16 protein-coding genes, 3 tRNA genes and 3 rRNA genes are annotated in these 18,529 nt (G+C 33.4%); 6 read left to right on the forward strand and 16 right to left on the reverse strand.

Annotated features, from left to right (window positions below):
• Positions 1 to 17: 17 nt before the first annotated feature.
• From AXF11_RS02915 to AXF11_RS02925, 4 genes are read right to left on the reverse strand one after another with little or no spacing between them, the layout of a single operon-like run.
• Entirely contained in the window at positions 18 to 656 is a 639-nt protein-coding gene (locus AXF11_RS02915) for a peptidylprolyl isomerase (RefSeq protein WP_068154781.1), read from the reverse strand.
• A 15-nt stretch (positions 657 to 671) separates the two neighbouring features.
• Positions 672 to 848, reverse strand: coding sequence for a hypothetical protein (locus AXF11_RS10790; protein WP_231724746.1), 177 nt, complete (start codon positions 846 to 848; stop codon positions 672 to 674).
• A gap of 14 nt (positions 849 to 862) precedes the next feature.
• On the reverse strand, positions 863 to 1,018 hold the full coding sequence (locus AXF11_RS10795; protein ID WP_231724747.1) for a hypothetical protein: 156 nt from the start codon (positions 1,016 to 1,018) through the stop codon (positions 863 to 865).
• 22 nt (positions 1,019 to 1,040) lie between these two features.
• Positions 1,041 to 1,961 (reverse strand): manganese-dependent inorganic pyrophosphatase, encoded by a 921-nt coding sequence (locus AXF11_RS02925; protein ID WP_068154783.1) that lies wholly within the window; start codon positions 1,959 to 1,961, stop codon positions 1,041 to 1,043.
• A 1,027-nt stretch (positions 1,962 to 2,988) separates the two neighbouring features.
• On the opposite strand from AXF11_RS02925, the gene AXF11_RS02930 reads away from it, so the two are divergent.
• Positions 2,989 to 3,828: a TetR/AcrR family transcriptional regulator gene (locus tag AXF11_RS02930; RefSeq protein WP_068154785.1), complete on the forward strand. Its 840-nt coding sequence runs from the start codon at positions 2,989 to 2,991 to the stop codon at positions 3,826 to 3,828.
• 138 nt (positions 3,829 to 3,966) lie between these two features.
• Here the strand turns inward: AXF11_RS02930 and queA are convergent, their stop codons facing one another.
• The 10 genes from queA to AXF11_RS02980 all read right to left on the reverse strand — a co-directional run bounded on the left by queA (position 3,967) and on the right by AXF11_RS02980 (position 13,400).
• The gene (queA, locus tag AXF11_RS02935) at positions 3,967 to 5,004 is read right to left on the reverse strand and encodes a tRNA preQ1(34) S-adenosylmethionine ribosyltransferase-isomerase QueA (RefSeq protein WP_068158176.1); all 1,038 of its coding nucleotides are present in this window, start codon (positions 5,002 to 5,004) and stop codon (positions 3,967 to 3,969) included.
• Positions 5,005 to 5,081: 77 nt separating this feature from the next.
• Positions 5,082 to 6,086 (reverse strand): hypothetical protein, encoded by a 1,005-nt coding sequence (locus AXF11_RS02940; RefSeq protein WP_068154786.1) that lies wholly within the window; start codon positions 6,084 to 6,086, stop codon positions 5,082 to 5,084.
• Between the two features lie 94 nt (positions 6,087 to 6,180).
• A complete protein-coding gene (prmC, locus tag AXF11_RS02945) occupies positions 6,181 to 7,284 on the reverse strand; it encodes a peptide chain release factor N(5)-glutamine methyltransferase (RefSeq protein WP_068154788.1) in 1,104 nt (367 codons plus the stop codon).
• Positions 7,277 to 8,356 (reverse strand): peptide chain release factor 1, encoded by a 1,080-nt coding sequence (gene prfA, locus AXF11_RS02950; RefSeq protein WP_068154790.1) that lies wholly within the window; start codon positions 8,354 to 8,356, stop codon positions 7,277 to 7,279. The genes prmC and prfA overlap by 8 nt, the downstream gene beginning before the upstream one ends.
• 91 nt (positions 8,357 to 8,447) lie before the next feature.
• Positions 8,448 to 8,524, reverse strand: a tRNA-Asn gene (locus AXF11_RS02955).
• A gap of 14 nt (positions 8,525 to 8,538) precedes the next feature.
• A 5S ribosomal RNA gene (gene rrf / locus AXF11_RS02960) occupies positions 8,539 to 8,652 on the reverse strand.
• A 60-nt stretch (positions 8,653 to 8,712) separates the two neighbouring features.
• Positions 8,713 to 11,617: ribosomal RNA gene (locus tag AXF11_RS02965) — 23S ribosomal RNA — on the reverse strand.
• Between the two features lie 67 nt (positions 11,618 to 11,684).
• Positions 11,685 to 11,760 (reverse strand) — tRNA-Ala (locus AXF11_RS02970).
• A 10-nt stretch (positions 11,761 to 11,770) separates the two neighbouring features.
• Positions 11,771 to 11,847 (reverse strand) — tRNA-Ile (locus AXF11_RS02975).
• A 42-nt stretch (positions 11,848 to 11,889) separates the two neighbouring features.
• Positions 11,890 to 13,400 (reverse strand): 16S ribosomal RNA (locus AXF11_RS02980).
• Together the 16S, 23S and 5S rRNA genes with 3 tRNA genes alongside form the textbook arrangement of a ribosomal RNA operon.
• A gap of 1,135 nt (positions 13,401 to 14,535) precedes the next feature.
• Between AXF11_RS02980 and AXF11_RS02985 the strand changes: the two genes are divergently transcribed.
• Both AXF11_RS02985 and AXF11_RS02990 read left to right on the forward strand, forming a co-directional pair.
• Complete coding sequence (locus tag AXF11_RS02985; protein WP_068154792.1) at positions 14,536 to 14,814, forward strand: type II toxin-antitoxin system RelB/DinJ family antitoxin; 279 nt, start codon at positions 14,536 to 14,538, stop codon at positions 14,812 to 14,814.
• On the forward strand, positions 14,804 to 15,100 hold the full coding sequence (locus tag AXF11_RS02990; protein ID WP_197416844.1) for a type II toxin-antitoxin system YafQ family toxin: 297 nt from the start codon (positions 14,804 to 14,806) through the stop codon (positions 15,098 to 15,100). The genes AXF11_RS02985 and AXF11_RS02990 overlap by 11 nt, the downstream gene beginning before the upstream one ends.
• 203 nt (positions 15,101 to 15,303) lie before the next feature.
• On the opposite strand, the gene tnpA is transcribed toward AXF11_RS02990, so the two are convergent.
• Both tnpA and AXF11_RS03000 read right to left on the reverse strand, forming a co-directional pair.
• Positions 15,304 to 15,765: an IS200/IS605 family transposase gene (gene tnpA, locus AXF11_RS02995; RefSeq protein ID WP_068154106.1), complete on the reverse strand. Its 462-nt coding sequence runs from the start codon at positions 15,763 to 15,765 to the stop codon at positions 15,304 to 15,306.
• A gap of 368 nt (positions 15,766 to 16,133) precedes the next feature.
• Complete coding sequence (locus AXF11_RS03000; protein ID WP_068154794.1) at positions 16,134 to 16,460, reverse strand: helix-turn-helix domain-containing protein; 327 nt, start codon at positions 16,458 to 16,460, stop codon at positions 16,134 to 16,136.
• Positions 16,461 to 16,667: 207 nt separating this feature from the next.
• Between AXF11_RS03000 and AXF11_RS03005 the strand changes: the two genes are divergently transcribed.
• The 3 genes from AXF11_RS03005 (at position 16,668) to AXF11_RS03015 (ending at position 18,464) form a co-directional block, all read left to right on the forward strand.
• Positions 16,668 to 17,267 (forward strand): type IV toxin-antitoxin system AbiEi family antitoxin domain-containing protein, encoded by a 600-nt coding sequence (locus AXF11_RS03005; protein ID WP_068154796.1) that lies wholly within the window; start codon positions 16,668 to 16,670, stop codon positions 17,265 to 17,267.
• A complete protein-coding gene (locus tag AXF11_RS03010; RefSeq protein WP_068154798.1) occupies positions 17,264 to 18,097 on the forward strand; it encodes a nucleotidyl transferase AbiEii/AbiGii toxin family protein in 834 nt (277 codons plus the stop codon). The genes AXF11_RS03005 and AXF11_RS03010 overlap by 4 nt, the downstream gene beginning before the upstream one ends.
• A 163-nt stretch (positions 18,098 to 18,260) precedes the next feature.
• Entirely contained in the window at positions 18,261 to 18,464 is a 204-nt protein-coding gene (locus AXF11_RS03015; protein WP_068154799.1) for an XRE family transcriptional regulator, read from the forward strand.
• Positions 18,465 to 18,529: the final 65 nt, after the last annotated feature.

Raw genomic sequence — 18,529 nt, forward strand, 5'->3', positions numbered from 1 at the left:
TAAAACAACTTTTTATTTTAATTATTTTTCATTTGACTTTTCCATTTAGCTGTTTCAACAGAAAAATAACTTAAAAAATCGTCAACTTTTTTACCTTTTATATCAATACTCAAAATTTTATCTCCCTGTCTTAAAACTTTTGCAATTGCCAAATCCCCTCCGTTTTTTAACCCACCGATTACAGTATGTTTTCCATTAAGACTTGACATTGGTTGTAATGAAATAAAAAATTGACTTCCATTCGTATTTGGTCCTGAATTTGCCATTGCTAACATTCCTTCATTATTAAAATTCAACCAATCCACAAATTCATCGTCAACATAATATCCTGCACTTCCTGTACCATCTCCAACTGGATCTCCACCTTGAACAATTGCATTTGGAACAACTCTATGAAAAGTTAAACCGTCATAGAATCCTTTTTTTGCCAAAAATACAAAATTTGCCACATTTACAGGAGCCGCTTCAGGATATAAAAATACATTAATATCTCCTTTAGACGTATGAATTGTAGCCTCTAATTCAAATTTCTTCATTATTTTTTCAAATTTCTTTTCTTCCTTTGTCTTTTTAATTGCTTCGTCTTTTGCATTTATCACGCTAAATACAAACAACATCATTATTCCAACTAAAAACGCCAGCTTTTTTGATCTCATAAATCCTCCTATTTTTTAACCTTTGATACTTTCAATAATTTTTTCCATTTCAATTCTGCTGTTAAAATTCAAGTCCAAAATTCTAAAATTAATACTTTCAATTTCCAAATCATATTTAAGAAGTTCTTTTTCAGTCAAAATATTATCGTAAATTACAAGCACCGAAAAAATATTTTCATAACTATCAACCAAATCAATAATATTAATTACTCTGTCTTTTTTATATTTAAGATTTCTTTTAACTTTGAATTAGCTATCTTTTTATTTTTTATTTCTTTGTACAGTTCTGACACAATTTCAGGCATTTTTACCGCAAATAATATTTTTAATTCTTCTCTTTTTTTTAATTTAACTATCGCCATTTCTATTCCTCATATTTAAGTTTTAAGCTTGAATCGCTTTTGTCAAAGGTGGAATAATTTGTTTTTTACGAGAAACTACTCCTTTTAAAACCACTGTATTATCTTGAACTTTTTCTGCAAAAGCTTTTTCAATAATAGCATTTCCATCACCTTCAACGATTGCAACAGAATCATTTGATAAAATATTTGTAATTACAAACATAAAAAATTTCAAATTTTCTTTAGAAATAATATTGTTAATTTCTGTTAGTAACGCTTTTTTATTTTCCAGCAATTCCGCTTCATTAACGGTATTTACTTGTGCTACACCAATTTTTTTATCATCGATTTCAAAAATTTTCATATCCATTGTAAGTAATTCAGCTTCTGTTTTATTTCCTAATGCAGTTCCAGCTTTTAACATTTCAAGCCCGTATTCATTTGGATTAACCTCTGCGATTTTAGCTAACTCAAGTCCAGCATTTGTATCTTGTGGTGTACAAGTTGGTGATTTAAATAACAATGTGTCAGATATGATGGCGCTCAACATAAGTCCTGCCACTTTCTTTGATGGCATTAAATTATTTTCTTTAAATAATTTTAAAATTATTGTAGCAGTACATCCAACTGGCTCAACTCTGGCGTACAAAGGTTCGTCCACATTAAAATTAGAAATTCTGTGATGGTCAACCAATTCCAAAACTTTTGCTTCTTCAAATCCATCAGCTGTTTGAGTTCTTTCATTGTGGTCCACCAAGATGATTTCTTTTCCCGCAACATTTGTAATAAGCTCAGGCTTGTCAACTTTGAAATAATCCAAAACAAATTTTGTTTCCTCGTTAATTTCTCCCAGTCTTGCTGCTTTTACATCTTTTCCAAGTTTATTTTTCAATTCAGCATAAGCCAATGCCGAACAAATTGTGTCCGTATCCGGATTTTTATGTCCGAAAATTAATATTGACATTATTTTCCCTCCTATTTTTTTATTAAAAAATTTTTTTATTTTATTCTTTTATATTATAACCTATTTCTCTTATTTTTAAAATAGAATTTTTTTAAATTTATTTCTTATAAAATCTTAATAAAATAAATTTTTTTATATTTTTAAAATAATAAATTTATAACTATTCTCAAAATATTTATTTTCTCTATTTATTAATCTTTTCTCTTTACTTTTTAAGCAGAAGTGCTCATCTCTATACCTCTTTCTCCCCCTAACTAGTCTTCGCCATTTTTACGTACTTCCAAAAGTGCCTAGACTTATGTGGGGATTATAAGGGGAAATGGCGGTCCTCTCCCCTTATTTAAAAAAATAAAAACTATACTAAATATAAAACATCTTGTAAACAAAAATAAATATTATAAAAAAATGACAGAGTAAAATAGTTAGGGGTAAATAAAAAATCTTATTTTAAGTTTTTCATTCAATCCAGAAAGTTACTAAAATATTTTTTTATTTTTTAAGCAGAAGTGCTCATCGCCGCACCCCTGCACCCCGGCTAGTCTTCGTCATTTTTATGCACAAACTTAAGAACTCCTCCCTTTGGTCGTCAAACAGCTTAAGTTGCACACAAAAATGCTCCGACGGTTTAAATTTTACTATTATACAAAAGTGTCGTGATTTTTTTGAAGTAAAGACGACTGTCTGAACGAAGTGAGTTTCGGCTTTGCTTCAAAAAAATTCTTAGACGAGCGTGGGGATTATAAGGGGAAATGGCGGTCCTTTCCCCTTATGTAAAAAAATAAAAAAATAATATTAAACAAAATAACATCTTGTAATCAAAAATAAGCTAAAAAATTTGAAATTAAAAAATCTGCCCCTAAAATTTTTAAACCATCATAAAAAAATTTTTTTCTTGCTAAGAATTGATTTTTTTAGTATACTAGTACTAGTGAATTAATCAATTTTTTATAACTAAATTTATTTTACAATTGAAATAACTTATAAAATGATTATTAAAAAATTGTTTTTTTAAGAAAGGAAAACTTTTATGAAAAGAAAAAAAAGAATTATAATTCAGCAAAGTGCTAAATTATTTTATTATAAAGGGTATATAAATACTAATTTAACAGATATTTTTCAAGAATGTAATATACCAAATGACTATTTTTACAAATTTTTTTCCAGTAAGGAAGAAGTTTTGTTTGAGGTAATCAAATATCACACTGAAAATTTGATAAACTTTTTTAACACAATTGTAAATGATTTATCTATTTCCAAATTTAGAGAATTTTTCCAAAAATATTTTGAAAATATAAAAAACAACAAATTTCACGGAGGAAGTCCACTTGGAAATTTATCACTGGAACTGTCTGATATAAATAATCCTATACGTGAAGAGCTTATAAAATCTTACCAAAAGATAGAATTACGATTTTCTTTTTTTATAACGACATTAAAATATTCTTCACTGGCAAAACTTTCTGATATATCGTCTGAAAGCTTAGCTAGAATACTAATAGCTCTTTTTGAAGGGACAATTCTCCTTTTGAAAACTGAAAAACAAGAAACAGCGATAAATGACTTCTTTATTTTTTTTGATCAAACATTCAAGCCTTTTGAAAAAGAAGAAGAAGAAAAAATTGAAAAAAATGAAATTGAAGCAAAGAATGAAGAATTAGAAAATAACGATGACGACGACAATTTTCCTGAAGAAATTTCCATTGCACAAAATTTTTCTGATGGCTTAGAAAGTATTGAAACACAGGAAAATAATACAAATGCTGAAGATTTTAAAGAGCCAGATATGGAAGAACTTGAAAAAATGGAAAATTTAACCAATGTTTTTGATGCTTTGAATAGTCACTTTAAAAATACTTTTGAAAAATAATAAAAATAAAAAAATTACAATTTTTAAATTATTTGACAAATATTCACATATATGATATAAATAAGTGTCTAAAAGAGACGCCCCATCTCTACATTTAGACTTCTTTCATACAAAAAAAGCGAGCACACGGCTCGTTTTTTAATACACAAACATCGAATCTCCAAAACTATAAAACCTATATTTCTCTTCAATCGCTTTTTTATACGCAAAAAATACAAAATCTTTTCCAGCGAATGCTGAAACTAACATAATAAGTGTAGATTTTGGCAAATGAAAATTAGTGATTATCGCATCTACAATTCTAAATTTATAATCTCCATAAATAAAAATATTTGTAGCTCCACTTTTTGGAAGAAGTTTACCATTTTCATCTACACAGGATTCTAACGTTCTTACAGAAGTTGTCCCAACCGCTATAACTCTATTCCCATTTTTTTTAGCTTCATTTACAATTTTTGCAGTCTTTTCAGGAATCCAGTATTTTTCACTATGCATTTTATGCTCTGTTACATCTTCAACTTGCACAGGTCTAAAAGTCCCAAGCCCAACATCCAAAAACACTTCCGTCAAAATGACGCCTTTTTTCTTTATTTTTTCAAGCAACTCTACTGTAAAATGAAGTCCCGCAGTTGGTGCTGCAACTGATTCCCCCTGTTTTGCATAAACTGTCTGATAACGATTTTTGTCTGTAAGTTTTTCAGTAATATAAGGTGGAAGTGGCATCTCACCTAATTTATCTAATATTTCTTCAAAATTTCCCTCAAAGTCAAATTTCAAAACTCTGTTTCCGTCTTCCTTAATTTCAATTAATTCAGCTTCCAATAGTCCTTCACTAAACACAATCCTTTGACCTATTTTTAGCTTCTTAGCAGGTTTTAGCAAGACTTCCCAAGTTTTCAAATCATATCTTTTTAATAAAAAACATTCCATCAAAGCCCCAATTTCATCTCCATCCAACTTTTTATGTCCAAAAATTCTTGCGGGAATAACTTTTGTCCTGTTTACAACAAGCACATCTCCTTTTTTCAGATAATCAATTATATCAAAAAAATGTCTATGCTCAAGCGTTTTTTCTTTTTTATTTAATACTAAAAGCCTGGAACTATCTCTCGGCTCCACCGCCTTTTGTGCAATTAATTCCTTTGGCAATTCAAAATCAAAATCCGATATTTTCACTTTTTTCTCCTCTTTATAAATTTTTTTATTAAATTTGAAAAAAATGGCAGAAACTAAAAAAGTCTCTGCCAAAAAAATTATAAACTACCTATTACAAATGTTTTGTAAGTATCGACTCTATTGTACCAGCCTTGTAACCATCTGCTTTCATTTCTCGGTGCATTTTTTACTCTTCTTTGCAGTACATATTTTGCAGAATTGCTAAATTCCACTAAAGCACTTTGACCTGTAGCCGTTCCTTTCATATTTTCCAATACTTGTCTTAATCCCCAGGCAACATTATTATATGAAGAAACACCTGATATTCCTTCTCCTTTAAAATTGATATAATCAATTAGTGCATAAAGTCCATTGGGAGTTTCCACCATTCTATTAAATTGATTTTTTAAATTTTCTCTATTCGATGACGCATTTAACATTTTTTCCAATGAAGATTTTAGTCTTTCATAAATAAACATAACTTGAATATCTCTTGTGTTATTAAAAAAAGAAATTAATTCTTGAATATCCTTATCACCACTAATTTTTTTGCTCATAAGCTCAGATTTACTTTGCCAAGGTGAAAATCTGTTCTCCGCTAAAATTTTTGGCAATTTGATACCTTTGCTTCTAAAATAAGCAACCATATCAGGAAGACTATCTCCAAATCCACTTCTTCCACCACTAGCTTTAAACCAAGTAAAATGACCTATTCCAAGCGAAGGAAAATTTTCTCCATCATTCCAGTCGACTAAATTACTTACCGAACCGCCTGTTTCATTCTGAAAAATTTTGTTTGCAACCGATAACAGTTGTTCCCTGGTTAATTTTAATTCAGGTATTCCATTTTGAGATTTTCCACTTGTTGTAGAAACAAATTCTGTACTGCTTGGTTTTGTGTAACTTCCAGTCTGCTGCATATTTTTTACACTTCTATTTACATTCAAATTAATACTTTGATTATTATATTGATTCTTTATTAAATTTTCTAATTGAGAATTTTTACTCGCAGATTTTACTTGTTCTCCAAACGCTGATACTGATAATGTAAATCCTAATAACAAAATTCTTGCTTTTTTTATGATTTTCCTATCACTAATCATTGACTCATCTCCTCTTTTTTACTTTTTTAATTTAATTTTTTTTGAAACTATTTTTTTATCATAAGATAAACGGCTTGTTTCTAAACCAAAATATTTATGAAATTTTTTGTCCAATTACAACTCTCTCGTTTCCATTTAAGTCTTTAACAATTTCAATATTTTTAAATCCAAATTTCTCCATAATTTCTTTTACTTTATGACCTTGTTTAAATCCAATTTCAAAAAGTAAAAAACCATTTTCTGCCAAATAATCTTTAGCTTTACTAGAAATTTCAAGATAAAAATATAATCCATCATTTTCTGCAAAAAGTGCTTCGCTTGGCTCGTGTAAAGTGTCATCAGACATTATTCCCACTTCACTTAAAGAAATATACGGTGGATTTGACACAATCATATCAAAACTCTTAAATTCAACATTTTCAAATAAATCCGATCTTATAAATTTTATATTTTTTGATTCCAATATTTTTTTATTTTTTTTAGATGTCATAAGTGCTTTTTCTGACACATCCACACCCAAAACATAACAATTTTCAATTTCTAACGCTATTGTTATTCCTATTATACCACTTCCACAGCCAATATCAAGTATTTTTTTTGAAATTTTGTTTTTATTTTCATTTTTTTTTAAAATTTCGATTGCTTTTTGAACCAAAACTTCAGTATCTTGACGTGGAATTAATACACCTTTATCTACATAAAACTTTCTTCCATAAAATTCTTGCTCATTTAAAAGATATTGTATCGGAAAGTTTTCTTTTCCAATTTTTACAATAAAATTTCTCAATTTATTTTTGTTTTCTTCTGATACTTTGTCACCATATCTAGTAAAAAGCATCATTCGTTCTATCCCTAAAACACTTGAAAATATGATTTCAGCTTTTAATTTAGCTTCATTTACATTATTCTTTTCTAAAAAAGAAATACTTTTATCTAGCAAATTTTTTAAATTATCGCCATTTTGACTGTCAAATACATAAAAAAAATTTTTATTCTTTTTTAATAACTCACTTAATTTTTTTTTTATTTCATCAATTTCTTCATTTAACAATACACTTTCAAAATTTGCATAAAGCATTATTCTTGGCATTTTCAATATTTCAGAAAAAATACTTTCCACTTTTAATCTTGCGTGTTTTATTTGTTTTCTTTCCAAATACTCAATAGATTTATTTAATATAGTCAGTAAGTTATTCATTTTCACCAACAACTTTAAGCATTTCAGCCTGGTCATAGGCAATTAGTGCATCTATCATCTCGTCCAAATCTCCGTCCAAAATAGCTTCCAATCTATGTAAGGTCAATTTAATCCTATGGTCTGTAACTCTTCCTTGTGGAAAATTATACGTTCTAATTTTTTCAGATCTATCACCGCTTCCCACTTGAGATCTTCTTTCGTTTTCCACTTCTTTTCTCTGCTTTTCGCATTCCATTTCATACAATTTTGAAACTAATACTTTCATTGCGGCTTCTTTATTTTTAATTTGTGACCGTCCATCTTGTGAAGTAACTACGAGTCCTGTCGGCAAATGTGTAATTCTAACCGCTGAATCAGTAGTATTTACATGCTGTCCACCTGCTCCACTTGATCTATAAGTATCAATTTTCAAATCACTTGGATTAATTTCTACTTCACTTACATCATCTATCTCAGGCAACACTGCAACTGTAATTGTCGAAGTATGAACTCTTCCTGAAGACTCAGTTGCTGGAACCCTTTGTACTCTATGAACTCCACTTTCAAACTTTAGTCTTGAATACGCACCGTGTCCTTTAATTAAAAATGTTACTTCTTTTAATCCACCTACTCCAATCTCATTTTTATCAATAATTTCTGTTTTCCAACGATTTCTTTCAGCATATCTCGTAAACATTCTAAATATGTCGTAAGCAAATAGTGCAGCTTCATCCCCACCTGCTCCCGCTCTGATTTCCATAATAACATTTTTATCGTCATTAGGGTCTTTAGGCAATAAAAGAACCTTTAGCTGATCTTCCAATAACGGTATTTTTTCTTCAATCAAATGAATTTCTTCAAGCATCATTTCTTTCATTTCGTGATCTTTTTCTGTTTTCAAATCTTCTTTAAGATTTTCCATTTCTTCTTTTTGCTCTTTATAATAAGTATATTTTTGAACTACTTCATCAATACTGTTCAAAGCCTTATTATATTCCATAATCTTTTTAGGATCACTGGCAACTTCAGGACTCATAAGTAGTTCTGTAAGTTCTTTATGCTTTAAAACAACATCATCTAATTTTTGAAACATATCTATCTTTCAACTCCTATTTTTTTCTCTTTCTTCTTATTATAACAACTTTGATTATAGCATATCTTTCTTTTTTTTTCAACAAAAAAAGTGGCGTCCCCGGTTGGACTTGAACCAACGGCCCTCTGATTAACAGTCAGATGCTCTAACCAGCTGAGCTACGGAGACGCAAAAAAGAAAAAGTTTGGCAATTACCTATTTTTCCTAGTAAACACTAAGTATCGTAGGCGTAAACAGACTTAACTTCCGGGTTCGAAATGTAGACCGGGTGTATCCCTGTTGCAATAGTCACCAAACAGAATATAAAGGGTATTGAAAAAAGGCAATGAGAAATAAATAGTAGGCTAAGTAAAAGATAAAAAAAGCTTAAGTAATATTAGTACTGGTCAACTGAACGCATTGCTGCGCTTACATCTCCAGCCTATCGACCACATAGTCTATGTGGATACTGGGAATACTCATCTTAAAGGGGGTTTCTCGCTTAGATGCTTTCAGCGATTATCCTAACCAAACGTGACTACTCAGCCGTGCCACTGGCGTGACAACTGATACATCAGAGGTTTGTCCATCCCGGTCCTCTCGTACTAAGGACAGAACTTTTCAGTATTCCAGCGCCTGCAGTGGATAGGGACCGAACTGTCTCACGACGTTCTGAACCCAGCTCGCGTGCCTCTTTAATGGGCGAACAGCCCAACCCTTGGGACCTTCTCCAGCCCCAGGATGAGACGAGCCGACATCGAGGTGCCAAACACTTCCGTCGATATGGACTCTTGGGAAGTATCAGCCTGTTATCCCCGGGGTAGCTTTTATCCGTTGAGCGACGGCCCTTCCATTAGGGACCGCCGGATCACTAACTCCTACTTTCGTACCTGCTCGACCCGTCGGTCTTGCAGTCAAGCTCCCTTATGCGTTTGCACTCGAAGGCTGATTTCCATCCAGCCTGAGGGAACCTTTGAACGCCTCCGTTACTCTTTTGGAGGCGACCGCCCCAGTCAAACTGCCCACCTAGCACTGTCTCCGGTAAAGGATTAGAATTCCGACAACATATGGTTGGTATTCCAACAGTGACTCAGAAAAGACTGACGCCTTAACTTCGAAGTCTCCCAACTATCCTATACACACATTGTCAAAACCCAATGCCAAGCTACAGTAAAGCTCCACGGGGTCTTTCCGTCCTACTGCAGGTAGTCGGTATCTTCACCGACATTACAACTTCACCAGGTCTCCAGCCAAGACAGCTCTCAAATCATTTCACCATTCGTGCAGGTCGGAACTTACCCGACAAGGAATTTCGCTACCTTAGGACCGTTATAGTTACGGCCGCCGTTCACCGGGGCTTCAAATTGGAGCTCTCACTCCTCCTCTTAACCTTCCGGCACTGGGCAGGTGTCAGCCCATATACGTCGCCTTACAGCTTAGCATAGACCTGTGTTTTTGGTAAACAGTTGCTTGAGACTCTTCACTGCGGCCTGTTTCCCCTTGAGGTGTTTCTCCTCTTAAGTATATCAGGCACCCCTTCTCCCGAAGTTACGGGGCTATTTTGCAGAGTTCCTTAGCTAGAGTTATCCTGTCGGCCTTAAGTTTCTCACTCTGTCCACCTGTGTCGGTTTAGGGTACGGGCACTGACGAGTCTTGTTAGAAGTTTTTCTAGGCAGTATAGGATTTGTGACTTATGCAAAAGCACTTACCCGTAGGGTCTCACCTATAGGCACGCGGATTTACCTGCGTGCCCAGGCTAGGCCTTTAGAAAGGCTATTCCGACAGCCTTCTCACATACCTTACTGCGTCACTCCGTCACTCAGACGACTGACAGTGGTATAGGAATATTAACCTATTTACCATTCGCAATCACATCTCTGCTTACGCTTAGGTCCCGACTTCCCCGGGGCGGACGAACCTTCCCCCGGAAACCTTGGACTTCCGGCCGGAGGGATTCTCGCCCTCCTTCTCGCTACTCATTCCTGCATTCTCACTTCTGATGTCTCCAGCAGGCCTTACGGCCAGCCTTCGTAGACCTACAGAACGCTCTCCTACCAAGCGGCAAAGCCGCTTCCACAGCTTCGGTTTATGTCTTTAGCCCCGTTACATCTTCGGCGCAGATACTCTCGACCAGTGAGCTATTACGCACTCTTTTAAGGAGTGGCTGCTTCTAAGCCAACCTCCTGGTTGTCTGTGAATATCCACCTCCTTTCCCACTTAGACATAATTAGGGACCTTAGCTGGTGGTCTGGGCTGTTTCCCTTTTGTCCATGGACCTTATCATCCATGGACTCACTCCGAATCAGTAATAAATGGTATTCGTAGTTTGCTTGATTTCGGTAAGCAATATGCCCCCTAGATCATACAGTGCTCTACCCCCACATATCTAAAATTCAGGCTGCACCTAAATGCATTTCGGAGAGAACGGGCTATTTCCTAGTTCGATTGGCTTTTCACCCCTAGACCTATCTCATCTCCCAACTTTTCAACGGCGGTGAGTTCGGCCCTCCACTGAGTCTTACCTCAGCTTCAGCCTGGACAGGCCTAGATCACTAGGTTTCGCGTCTATGACCAGCGACTATGTCGCCCTGTTAAGACTTGGTTTCCCTTCGGCTTCATTAATTAACCTTGCCACTGATCATAACTCGCAGGATGATTAACCAAAATCCACGCAGTCACACATAAAGTGCTCCTACCGTTTGTAAGCACACGGTTTCAAATTCTATTTCACTCCCTTGCACAGGGTTCTTTTCACCTTTCCCTCACGGTACTCTTCACTATCGGTCAATAACAGTATTTAGCCTTACGTGATATGGTCCACGCGGATTCACGCCAAATTCCTCGTGCTTGACGCTACTCGGGAGTTTCAAATCATAGCACAGCATATACGACATACAGGACTATCACCTTCTATGGTTCAGCTTCCCATCTGATTCTTCTTACTGCTATGCTACTTAGACATTATGGCATAAGTCGGATGAAATCCCACGACCCCGTACCGGCAACGCTGCCAGCTTGGCACCGGTACGGTTTAGGCATATCCCCGTTCGCTCGCCGCTACTGAGGGAATCGTTTTTACTTTCTTTTCCTCCTGTTACTTAGATGTTTCAGTTCACAGGCTTACCGCTTTCGCGCATACCATCTGGGTATGCAGGTTACCCCATTCGGAAATTCAGGTGTCATTGATTATGTGCATCTCGACCTGACTTATCGCAGCTTATCGCGTCCTTCATCGGCTGTTATTACCTAGGCATCCTCCGTGTGCTCTTAATTAGCTTTTTTTTATTAACAGAATAAACTATTTTGTTGTAATCTTTTACCTACTATTCATTTCCCATTGTCCTTGAATTGGTGGAGATAAGCGGGTTCGAACCGCTGACCTCTGCCTTGCAAGGGCAGCGCTCTCCCAACTGAGCTATATCCCCATACAGAGAATGGTGGGCATGGCTGGACTCGAACCAGCGACCCCTGCGTTATCAGCACAGTGCTCTAACCACCTGAGCTACACGCCCAAAATCTAAAAGAAGAAGAAAGTGTAGAAACAAACTCCTTAGAAAGGAGGTGATCCATCCGCACCTTCCGGTACGGATACCTTGTTACGACTTCACCCCAATCACTGTTCACACCTTAGATGCCTTCTTCCGAAAGGTTAGACCGGCAGCTTCAGGTGCAGACAACTCTCGTGGTGTGACGGGCGGTGTGTACAAGACCCGAGAACGTATTCACCGCAGCATTGCTGATCTGCGATTACTAGCGATTCCAACTTCATGAAGTCGAGTTGCAGACTTCAATCCGAACTTGGACTGGCTTTAGAGGTTAGCTAGGCATTGCTGCATTGCGTCTCTCTGTACCAGCCATTGTAGCACGTGTGTAGCCCAGATCATAAGGGGCATGATGACTTGACGTCATCCCCACCTTCCTCCTGCTCTTCGCAGGCAGTCTCGCTAGAGTCCCCAACTTAATGATGGCAACTAGCGATAGGGGTTGCGCTCGTTGCGGGACTTAACCCAACATCTCACGACACGAGCTGTCGACAGCCATGCACCACCTGTCACTCGGTTCCCGAGGGCACGGTGATATTACTATCACCTACCGAGGATGTCAAGATCTGGTAAGGTTCCTCGCGTTGCGTCGAATTAAACCACATGCTCCACCGCTTGTGCGGGTCCCCGTCAATTCCTTTGAGTTTCAGCCTTGCGGCCGTACTCCCCAGGCGGATTACTTATCGCATTAACTTCGGCACGGACACTCTTCATGCCCACACCCAGTAATCATCGTTTACAGCTAGGACTACCAGGGTATCTAATCCTGTTTGCTCCCCTAGCTTTCGCACTTGAGCGTCAGTTATCGTCCAGTGAACTATCTTCATCATCGGCATTCCTGCACATATCTACGAATTTCACCTCTACTCGTGCAGTTCCGTCCACCTCTCCAATACTCTAGCAAAGCAGTTTCCAAGGCAAGCTATTGGTTGAGCCAATAGTTTTCACCTCGGACTTGCAAAGCCGCCTAGATGCCCTTTATGCCCAATAATTCCGGATAACGCTTGCGACATACGTATTACCGCGGCTGCTGGCACGTATTTAGCCGTCGCTTCTTTAGCAGGTACAGTCAGAACTTCGTCCCTGCTGAAAGCACTTTACGATCCGAAGACCTTCATCGTGCACACAGAATTGCTGGATCAGGGTTGCCCCCATTGTCCAATATTCCCCACTGCTGCCTCCCGTAGGAGTAAGGGCCGTATCTCAGTCCCCTTGTGGCCGTCCACCCTCTCAGGCCGGCTACCTATCATAGCCTTGGTAAGCCGTTACCTTACCAACAAGCTAATAGGACGCAAAGCTCTCGGATGGCATTGCTTTTCATGAGCCGGCTATGCGGCAGGCTCATAATATCTGGTATTATCAGTCGTTTCCGACTGTTATCCCGGACCATCCGGCAAGTTCTTTACGCGTTACTCACCCGTCCGCCATGGTTAACGCGGTGCAAGCACCGTTTCCCCATAGACTTGCATGTGTTAAGCATTCTGTCAGCGTTCATCCTGAGCCAGGATCAAACTCTTCATTCAACAATATATTAAATTTCACCTTACATATTTTTTAATCTATCACACTTAAATTCTTCTTCTTTTTTCATTGTCCTTTTGCGACACTTTTTGTATCGACGAAATATATTATATCAAAGATTTTTTTCCTTGTCAACTACTTTTTTCTTATTTTTTTCATGACAAACGCATAAAAATTTTAAACTACCCTTTTTATTTTCTCATTTTTTTACAATATCACTTTCATACCTCAAAAAACAATTTTAATTCAGAAAGATGCATAGAGACTAAAGTCACCAATGATGAATAATTCAAATTTTAGAAATACTTCATAGAAAGCCTTAATTATAGGCTTTTTTCTTGACATTACTTTTAGTCCAACGATGGTCCAATTGACAAGGTAAATGGTTATTTTTACAAAATTTAGATATTTAGATACTTTATAATAAAAATTAGTACTTATCAACTCTCATAAGAAAAATTATCTCAAAATACCGTATTATTTGGCTTAGTAGAAAGAATAGCTATAAAAAAATATGCTACCCTTGTGATAGCATATTTAAAAAGGAGTTGAAGAACAAACTCTTTTTTAGCTAAAAAAGTCAGTAAAAATGGGGATAAAATATACATAAGTAACCAACGAGTAACCAACATCGAAAAATAATTAAAATAGCCTTTATTTTATAGACATTTATTATCATTTTACAAACTAAAGTAAAAAATCTAGCTATAGTATAAAAATTGATTATCTTAAAATACAGATAATCTTTTTTATTAATTTTAAAATTAAAAATTCAAACTTATATCAATTTGGGAGCATTATTTTAGTCTAGGCAAGGTATTTTATCCAAAAATTTTCTAAACACTTACCACAAGTCTAATACAAGGTTATATGAATGGATAATAAAAAGCTGTATTAGATAAGCCATCCCTATAAGCATAGCACCATTTTCCTGCTTTTACTTAGCATGGCTTTGAAATACAAATAATTTTTTTTGAGAAAAAAAATTAGCAACCATTAATTTAATCTGTATAAATTGTTGTAAAAATTATGAAATTAAAAATCTTGACTTTTATATTTTTTATTAAATAATAATTGATTTTTAAATATTTTAGATGTATAATATACATATATTATAAATTTTAAGGAGTGATAGAAATGAGTGCAACAACTATAAATATAGATGATAACACTAAAAAAGAAGCTCAAGAAATGTTAAAAGATATGGGAATGAATTTGAGTACAGCAGTAAATGTATTTTTAAAACAATTAGTAAAGGAACAAAGAATACCTTTTGAAATTAAAAATCCTCGTCCAAGACAAGAATTATTAGCTGCTATTAAAGAGGCAGAGGAAATGGAAAAAAGTGGCAATATGGGTAAAGGTTATTCTTCAGCAAAAGAAATGATAAAGGATATACTGGAAAATGAAGAATAATGATAGAATGACATACTCAATACACACAACCAAACAGTTTCGTAAGAGTTTGAAACGTGTAGAAAAACGTGGGTATAATATAAATTTATTGGATGAAATTGTAAATATGTTAGCAAAAGGGAAGAAATTGCCTGAAAAAAATAAAGACCATTCTTTGAGAGGGAACTTTATAGGACACCGTGAGTGTCATATAGCACCTGATTGGCTATTAATATACAAGATAACAGAAAAGGGGTTGATACTGTTATTGACAGATACAGGAACTCACAGCGACTTGTTTGGATAAACTGATTGAATCACGGTTATTAATTTAGCTGTGATTTTTTCTTTAAAATTATTTTCTATAAGTCAAGACCACCCTTCAAAAGGGTGGCTTGCTCTACGGCTATAAGCCGTCGGGTCTCCTACTTCGCCTAAAGACGATACTTGACCTTCGTTCAAGCTACTGTTGTATTTGACTCGTTGCTACCTCTTAAAGAGGTATCCGTACTACTTGCTACCCTTAAAAGGGTCTTCATATTCCTTTACACTTAATTTGTCCATCGCTATATCATGTTTCTCCTGTTCGGCTATATATTTTTTTATTGTTGCTTCATTTAAGCCTACTGTGCTTACATAATATCCTTCTGACCAGAAATGTCTGTTTCCAAATTTATATTTTAAGTTTGCATGCTTATCAAACATCATCAATGCACTTTTCCCTTTCAGATATCCCATAAAACTTGATACACTTATTTTTGGTGGTATGCTTACCAGCATATGCACGTGATCTTTCATCAGATGTCCTTCTATTATTTCAACTCCTTTATATTCACATAATCTTCTTAAAATTTCTCCCACACTTTTTCTGTATTGACTATATACAATTTTTCGTCTATACTTAGGTGTAAATACTATATGATACTTACACATCCATTTAGTATGAGACAGGCTATTAGTTTTATTAGCCATATAAACACCTTCCTTTCATTAATAGTAGCTTGAACAACTCTATTATAACGGAAGGTGTATTTTGTTGCAAACTTACGTTTCCGCACCCGCATAGCAGGTGGTTTTATGTTTCGCACGCTTTGCGTACTCAACTGACTAAAGTCAATAATAAAAAACAAGTAGTATCGTTTTGATAGACTTTTTTATTTCAAGGCAAGGGTTATTATCCAAAAAAATTTTTAACGAACGCCACAAGGCTGTTACACGGTTATACGAATGAATAACAAAAGGGCCTAACTCAAAAAACAGGCCCAAATTTAAAATCTATTTTTAGAAAACACATCACTATTTTCTTAATTTTATTTTTATAACTTTAAATACAATAAACTTTATTTAAACTTTTCTTTAAAAAAGGCATTTTGAATCTTATTGAACAACTCTTCTTTTTCCTTAAAATCTATATTTTCATTATTAAAAAACGATATAATAGATGATTCTAAATTGTTGGAATCTTTATTTATACCGTATAATATGTATTCAGGCGAAACATTATACAAATTAGATAACTTAATTAAACTCTCACTATTTATTTTCCTCTCATTATTCTCATATCGTGAAATAGCTCCAGCAGATGATTTTATTTTTCTAGCCACTTCCTCCAAAGAAAATTTGTACTTTTCTCTCAAACTCTTTAATCTTTTTCCTACATTTTCCATAGTAATTCTCCTTTAAAATCAACAAATTTTACCATAAAATTGATATTTTATCAATTTAATTGAAATAATAATGATAAATTTTATTTTTATGGTACAATTATTTTACTAATTACCGAATAAATGAAAGATATAAAATTTTAATAAAATCTTGACAATTACTCTTTAAAATATTAAAATTAAAGTGTATTCGTAAAGGTAGTGATAATTATGTTAAAAATTACAAATAATAAATTAAATAATTTTTTTGAAAATAATACTATAATAACAGTTAAAGAAGCAGAAAAAATCGGTATAAAAAGACAGATTCTTTCTAATTTATGTAAAAAAGGAATTTTAGAAAGAGTAAAGCAAGGGGTTTATCAGAAAAGTGATACAATTACAGATGAATTTATGAAAATACAAAAAAATAATAATGTGATTTTTTCAAACACAACTGCTCTATACTTTCATAATTTAACAGATAGAGTGCCAAATACAATTTCAATAACAGTTCCACAAGGTTACAATGTTTTACATATTACGAAAAAATTTGAAAATTTGAAAATTCATTATGTGAAAAAAGAAATATTTGAAAGTGGGAAAATTGAAACTTTGAGTAAAATGGGTGCTAAAATTTATATTTATGATAAAGAGAGAACGATATGTGATATTATAAAAAATAAAGAAAAAATTGATGTGGATGTATTTTCAAAGGCACTAAAATTATTTTTTAAAAATAAAGATATAAAAGTAAGAAAATTAATAAAATATAGTAGAGAATTGAAAATTGAAAAAAAAGTGAGAGAATATTTGGAGGTTTTGATATGACATCAGAAAAGTTAAAAGGGAAAATAAAAAGTTTTTCAGAAAAAAATAATTTAAAAGCACAGGAAGTGTTGCAAATGTATTTTTTTGAAAGATTTTTGACTCGATTAGAAAAATCAAAATATAGAACGAATTTTATAATAAAAGGTGGATTTTTAATTTCATCAATTATTGGTATACAAAATAGAACAACAATGGATATTGATACAACAATAAAAGGACTTCCAGTAAAAGAGGAAATTATTAAAGAAATAATATTAGAAATTTTAAATATTGAAGTAAATGATGGAATAGAATTTGTATTGGGAAAAATAGAAAATATAAGAGAAATATCGGAATATGAAAATTATAGATTACATTTAACAGCAAATTTTGAAAAGATAAAAAATCCACTAAAGATTGATGTTACAACGGGAGATGTCATAATTCCGTCAGAAATAGAATACTCATACGAAACAATATTTAAAGAAAAGCTAAATATTTTGGTTTATTCATTGGAAACATTGATTGCTGAAAAGTATGAAACTATAGTAAAACGAAATATTACAACAACGAGATTGAGAGATTTTTATGATATTTATATGATTTTTAAATTGAAAAATGATAAGATAGATGTAAATAACTTGAAACAAGCAATTTGGGAAACGGCAAAAAATAGAAATTCAATAGAAGAAATATTAGAAAGCAAGGAAATTTTAGAAGACGTTAAAAATGATAAATATTTGAATAAACAATGGAATATTTATAAAAAAGAAAACAAATATGTTGATAATATACAATTTTCTGAAATTTTGAAATTACTAAATAAAATAGCAGATATTGTACAAGAATAGAATACTCCATTATTTTCCTAAATTTTTCATAATAATGCTACTTTAAAATCAATAAATTTAATCATATAATTGATATTCTATCAATTTAATTGAAGTTGTCTTGACAAAAATTTAATTTATGGTATAATTATTTTACCAATTAGCAAAAGATGAGAGATTTAAAATGAGAAAAAATCTTTTAAAATCAAAAATGAGTTTACACGGAGATAACAATAAAACATTGGCACATAAACTAAAAATAACTCCTTCAGCATTTTCACGAAAAATCAATGGAAATAGTAATTTTACTATTGAGGAAATGAAGTTTATTAGGAAAGAGTATGAGTTGAGTGATGTTGAATTTTTGGATATTTTTTTTAACAATTAATTTGCTATTTGGTAAAAATTTTGGGAAGGAGATGATTTTTTAGTAAGAATTTATAATCAAAAAAC

It is taken from the genome of Leptotrichia sp. oral taxon 847 (assembly GCF_001553645.1).
Classification (GTDB): domain Bacteria; phylum Fusobacteriota; class Fusobacteriia; order Fusobacteriales; family Leptotrichiaceae; genus Leptotrichia.

What these genes read in the sequence shown, in the direction of transcription:
- AXF11_RS02915 (WP_068154781.1), bottom strand. Translation starts at nt 656, where the DNA reads ATGAGATCAAAAAAGCTGGCGTTTTTAGTTGGAATAATGATGTTGTTT.
- AXF11_RS10795 (WP_231724747.1), bottom strand. Translation starts at nt 1,018, where the DNA reads ATGGCGATAGTTAAATTAAAAAAAAGAGAAGAATTAAAAATATTATTT.
- AXF11_RS02925 (WP_068154783.1), bottom strand. Translation starts at nt 1,961, where the DNA reads ATGTCAATATTAATTTTCGGACATAAAAATCCGGATACGGACACAATT.
- AXF11_RS02930 (WP_068154785.1), top strand. Translation starts at nt 2,989, where the DNA reads ATGAAAAGAAAAAAAAGAATTATAATTCAGCAAAGTGCTAAATTATTT.
- AXF11_RS02940 (WP_068154786.1), bottom strand. Translation starts at nt 6,086, where the DNA reads ATGATTAGTGATAGGAAAATCATAAAAAAAGCAAGAATTTTGTTATTA.
- prmC (WP_068154788.1), bottom strand. Translation starts at nt 7,284, where the DNA reads ATGAATAACTTACTGACTATATTAAATAAATCTATTGAGTATTTGGAA.
- prfA (WP_068154790.1), bottom strand. Translation starts at nt 8,356, where the DNA reads ATGTTTCAAAAATTAGATGATGTTGTTTTAAAGCATAAAGAACTTACA.
- AXF11_RS02985 (WP_068154792.1), top strand. Translation starts at nt 14,536, where the DNA reads ATGAGTGCAACAACTATAAATATAGATGATAACACTAAAAAAGAAGCT.
- AXF11_RS02990 (WP_197416844.1), top strand. Translation starts at nt 14,804, where the DNA reads ATGAAGAATAATGATAGAATGACATACTCAATACACACAACCAAACAG.
- tnpA (WP_068154106.1), bottom strand. Translation starts at nt 15,765, where the DNA reads ATGGCTAATAAAACTAATAGCCTGTCTCATACTAAATGGATGTGTAAG.
- AXF11_RS03000 (WP_068154794.1), bottom strand. Translation starts at nt 16,460, where the DNA reads ATGGAAAATGTAGGAAAAAGATTAAAGAGTTTGAGAGAAAAGTACAAA.
- AXF11_RS03005 (WP_068154796.1), top strand. Translation starts at nt 16,668, where the DNA reads ATGTTAAAAATTACAAATAATAAATTAAATAATTTTTTTGAAAATAAT.
- AXF11_RS03010 (WP_068154798.1), top strand. Translation starts at nt 17,264, where the DNA reads ATGACATCAGAAAAGTTAAAAGGGAAAATAAAAAGTTTTTCAGAAAAA.
- AXF11_RS03015 (WP_068154799.1), top strand. Translation starts at nt 18,261, where the DNA reads ATGAGAAAAAATCTTTTAAAATCAAAAATGAGTTTACACGGAGATAAC.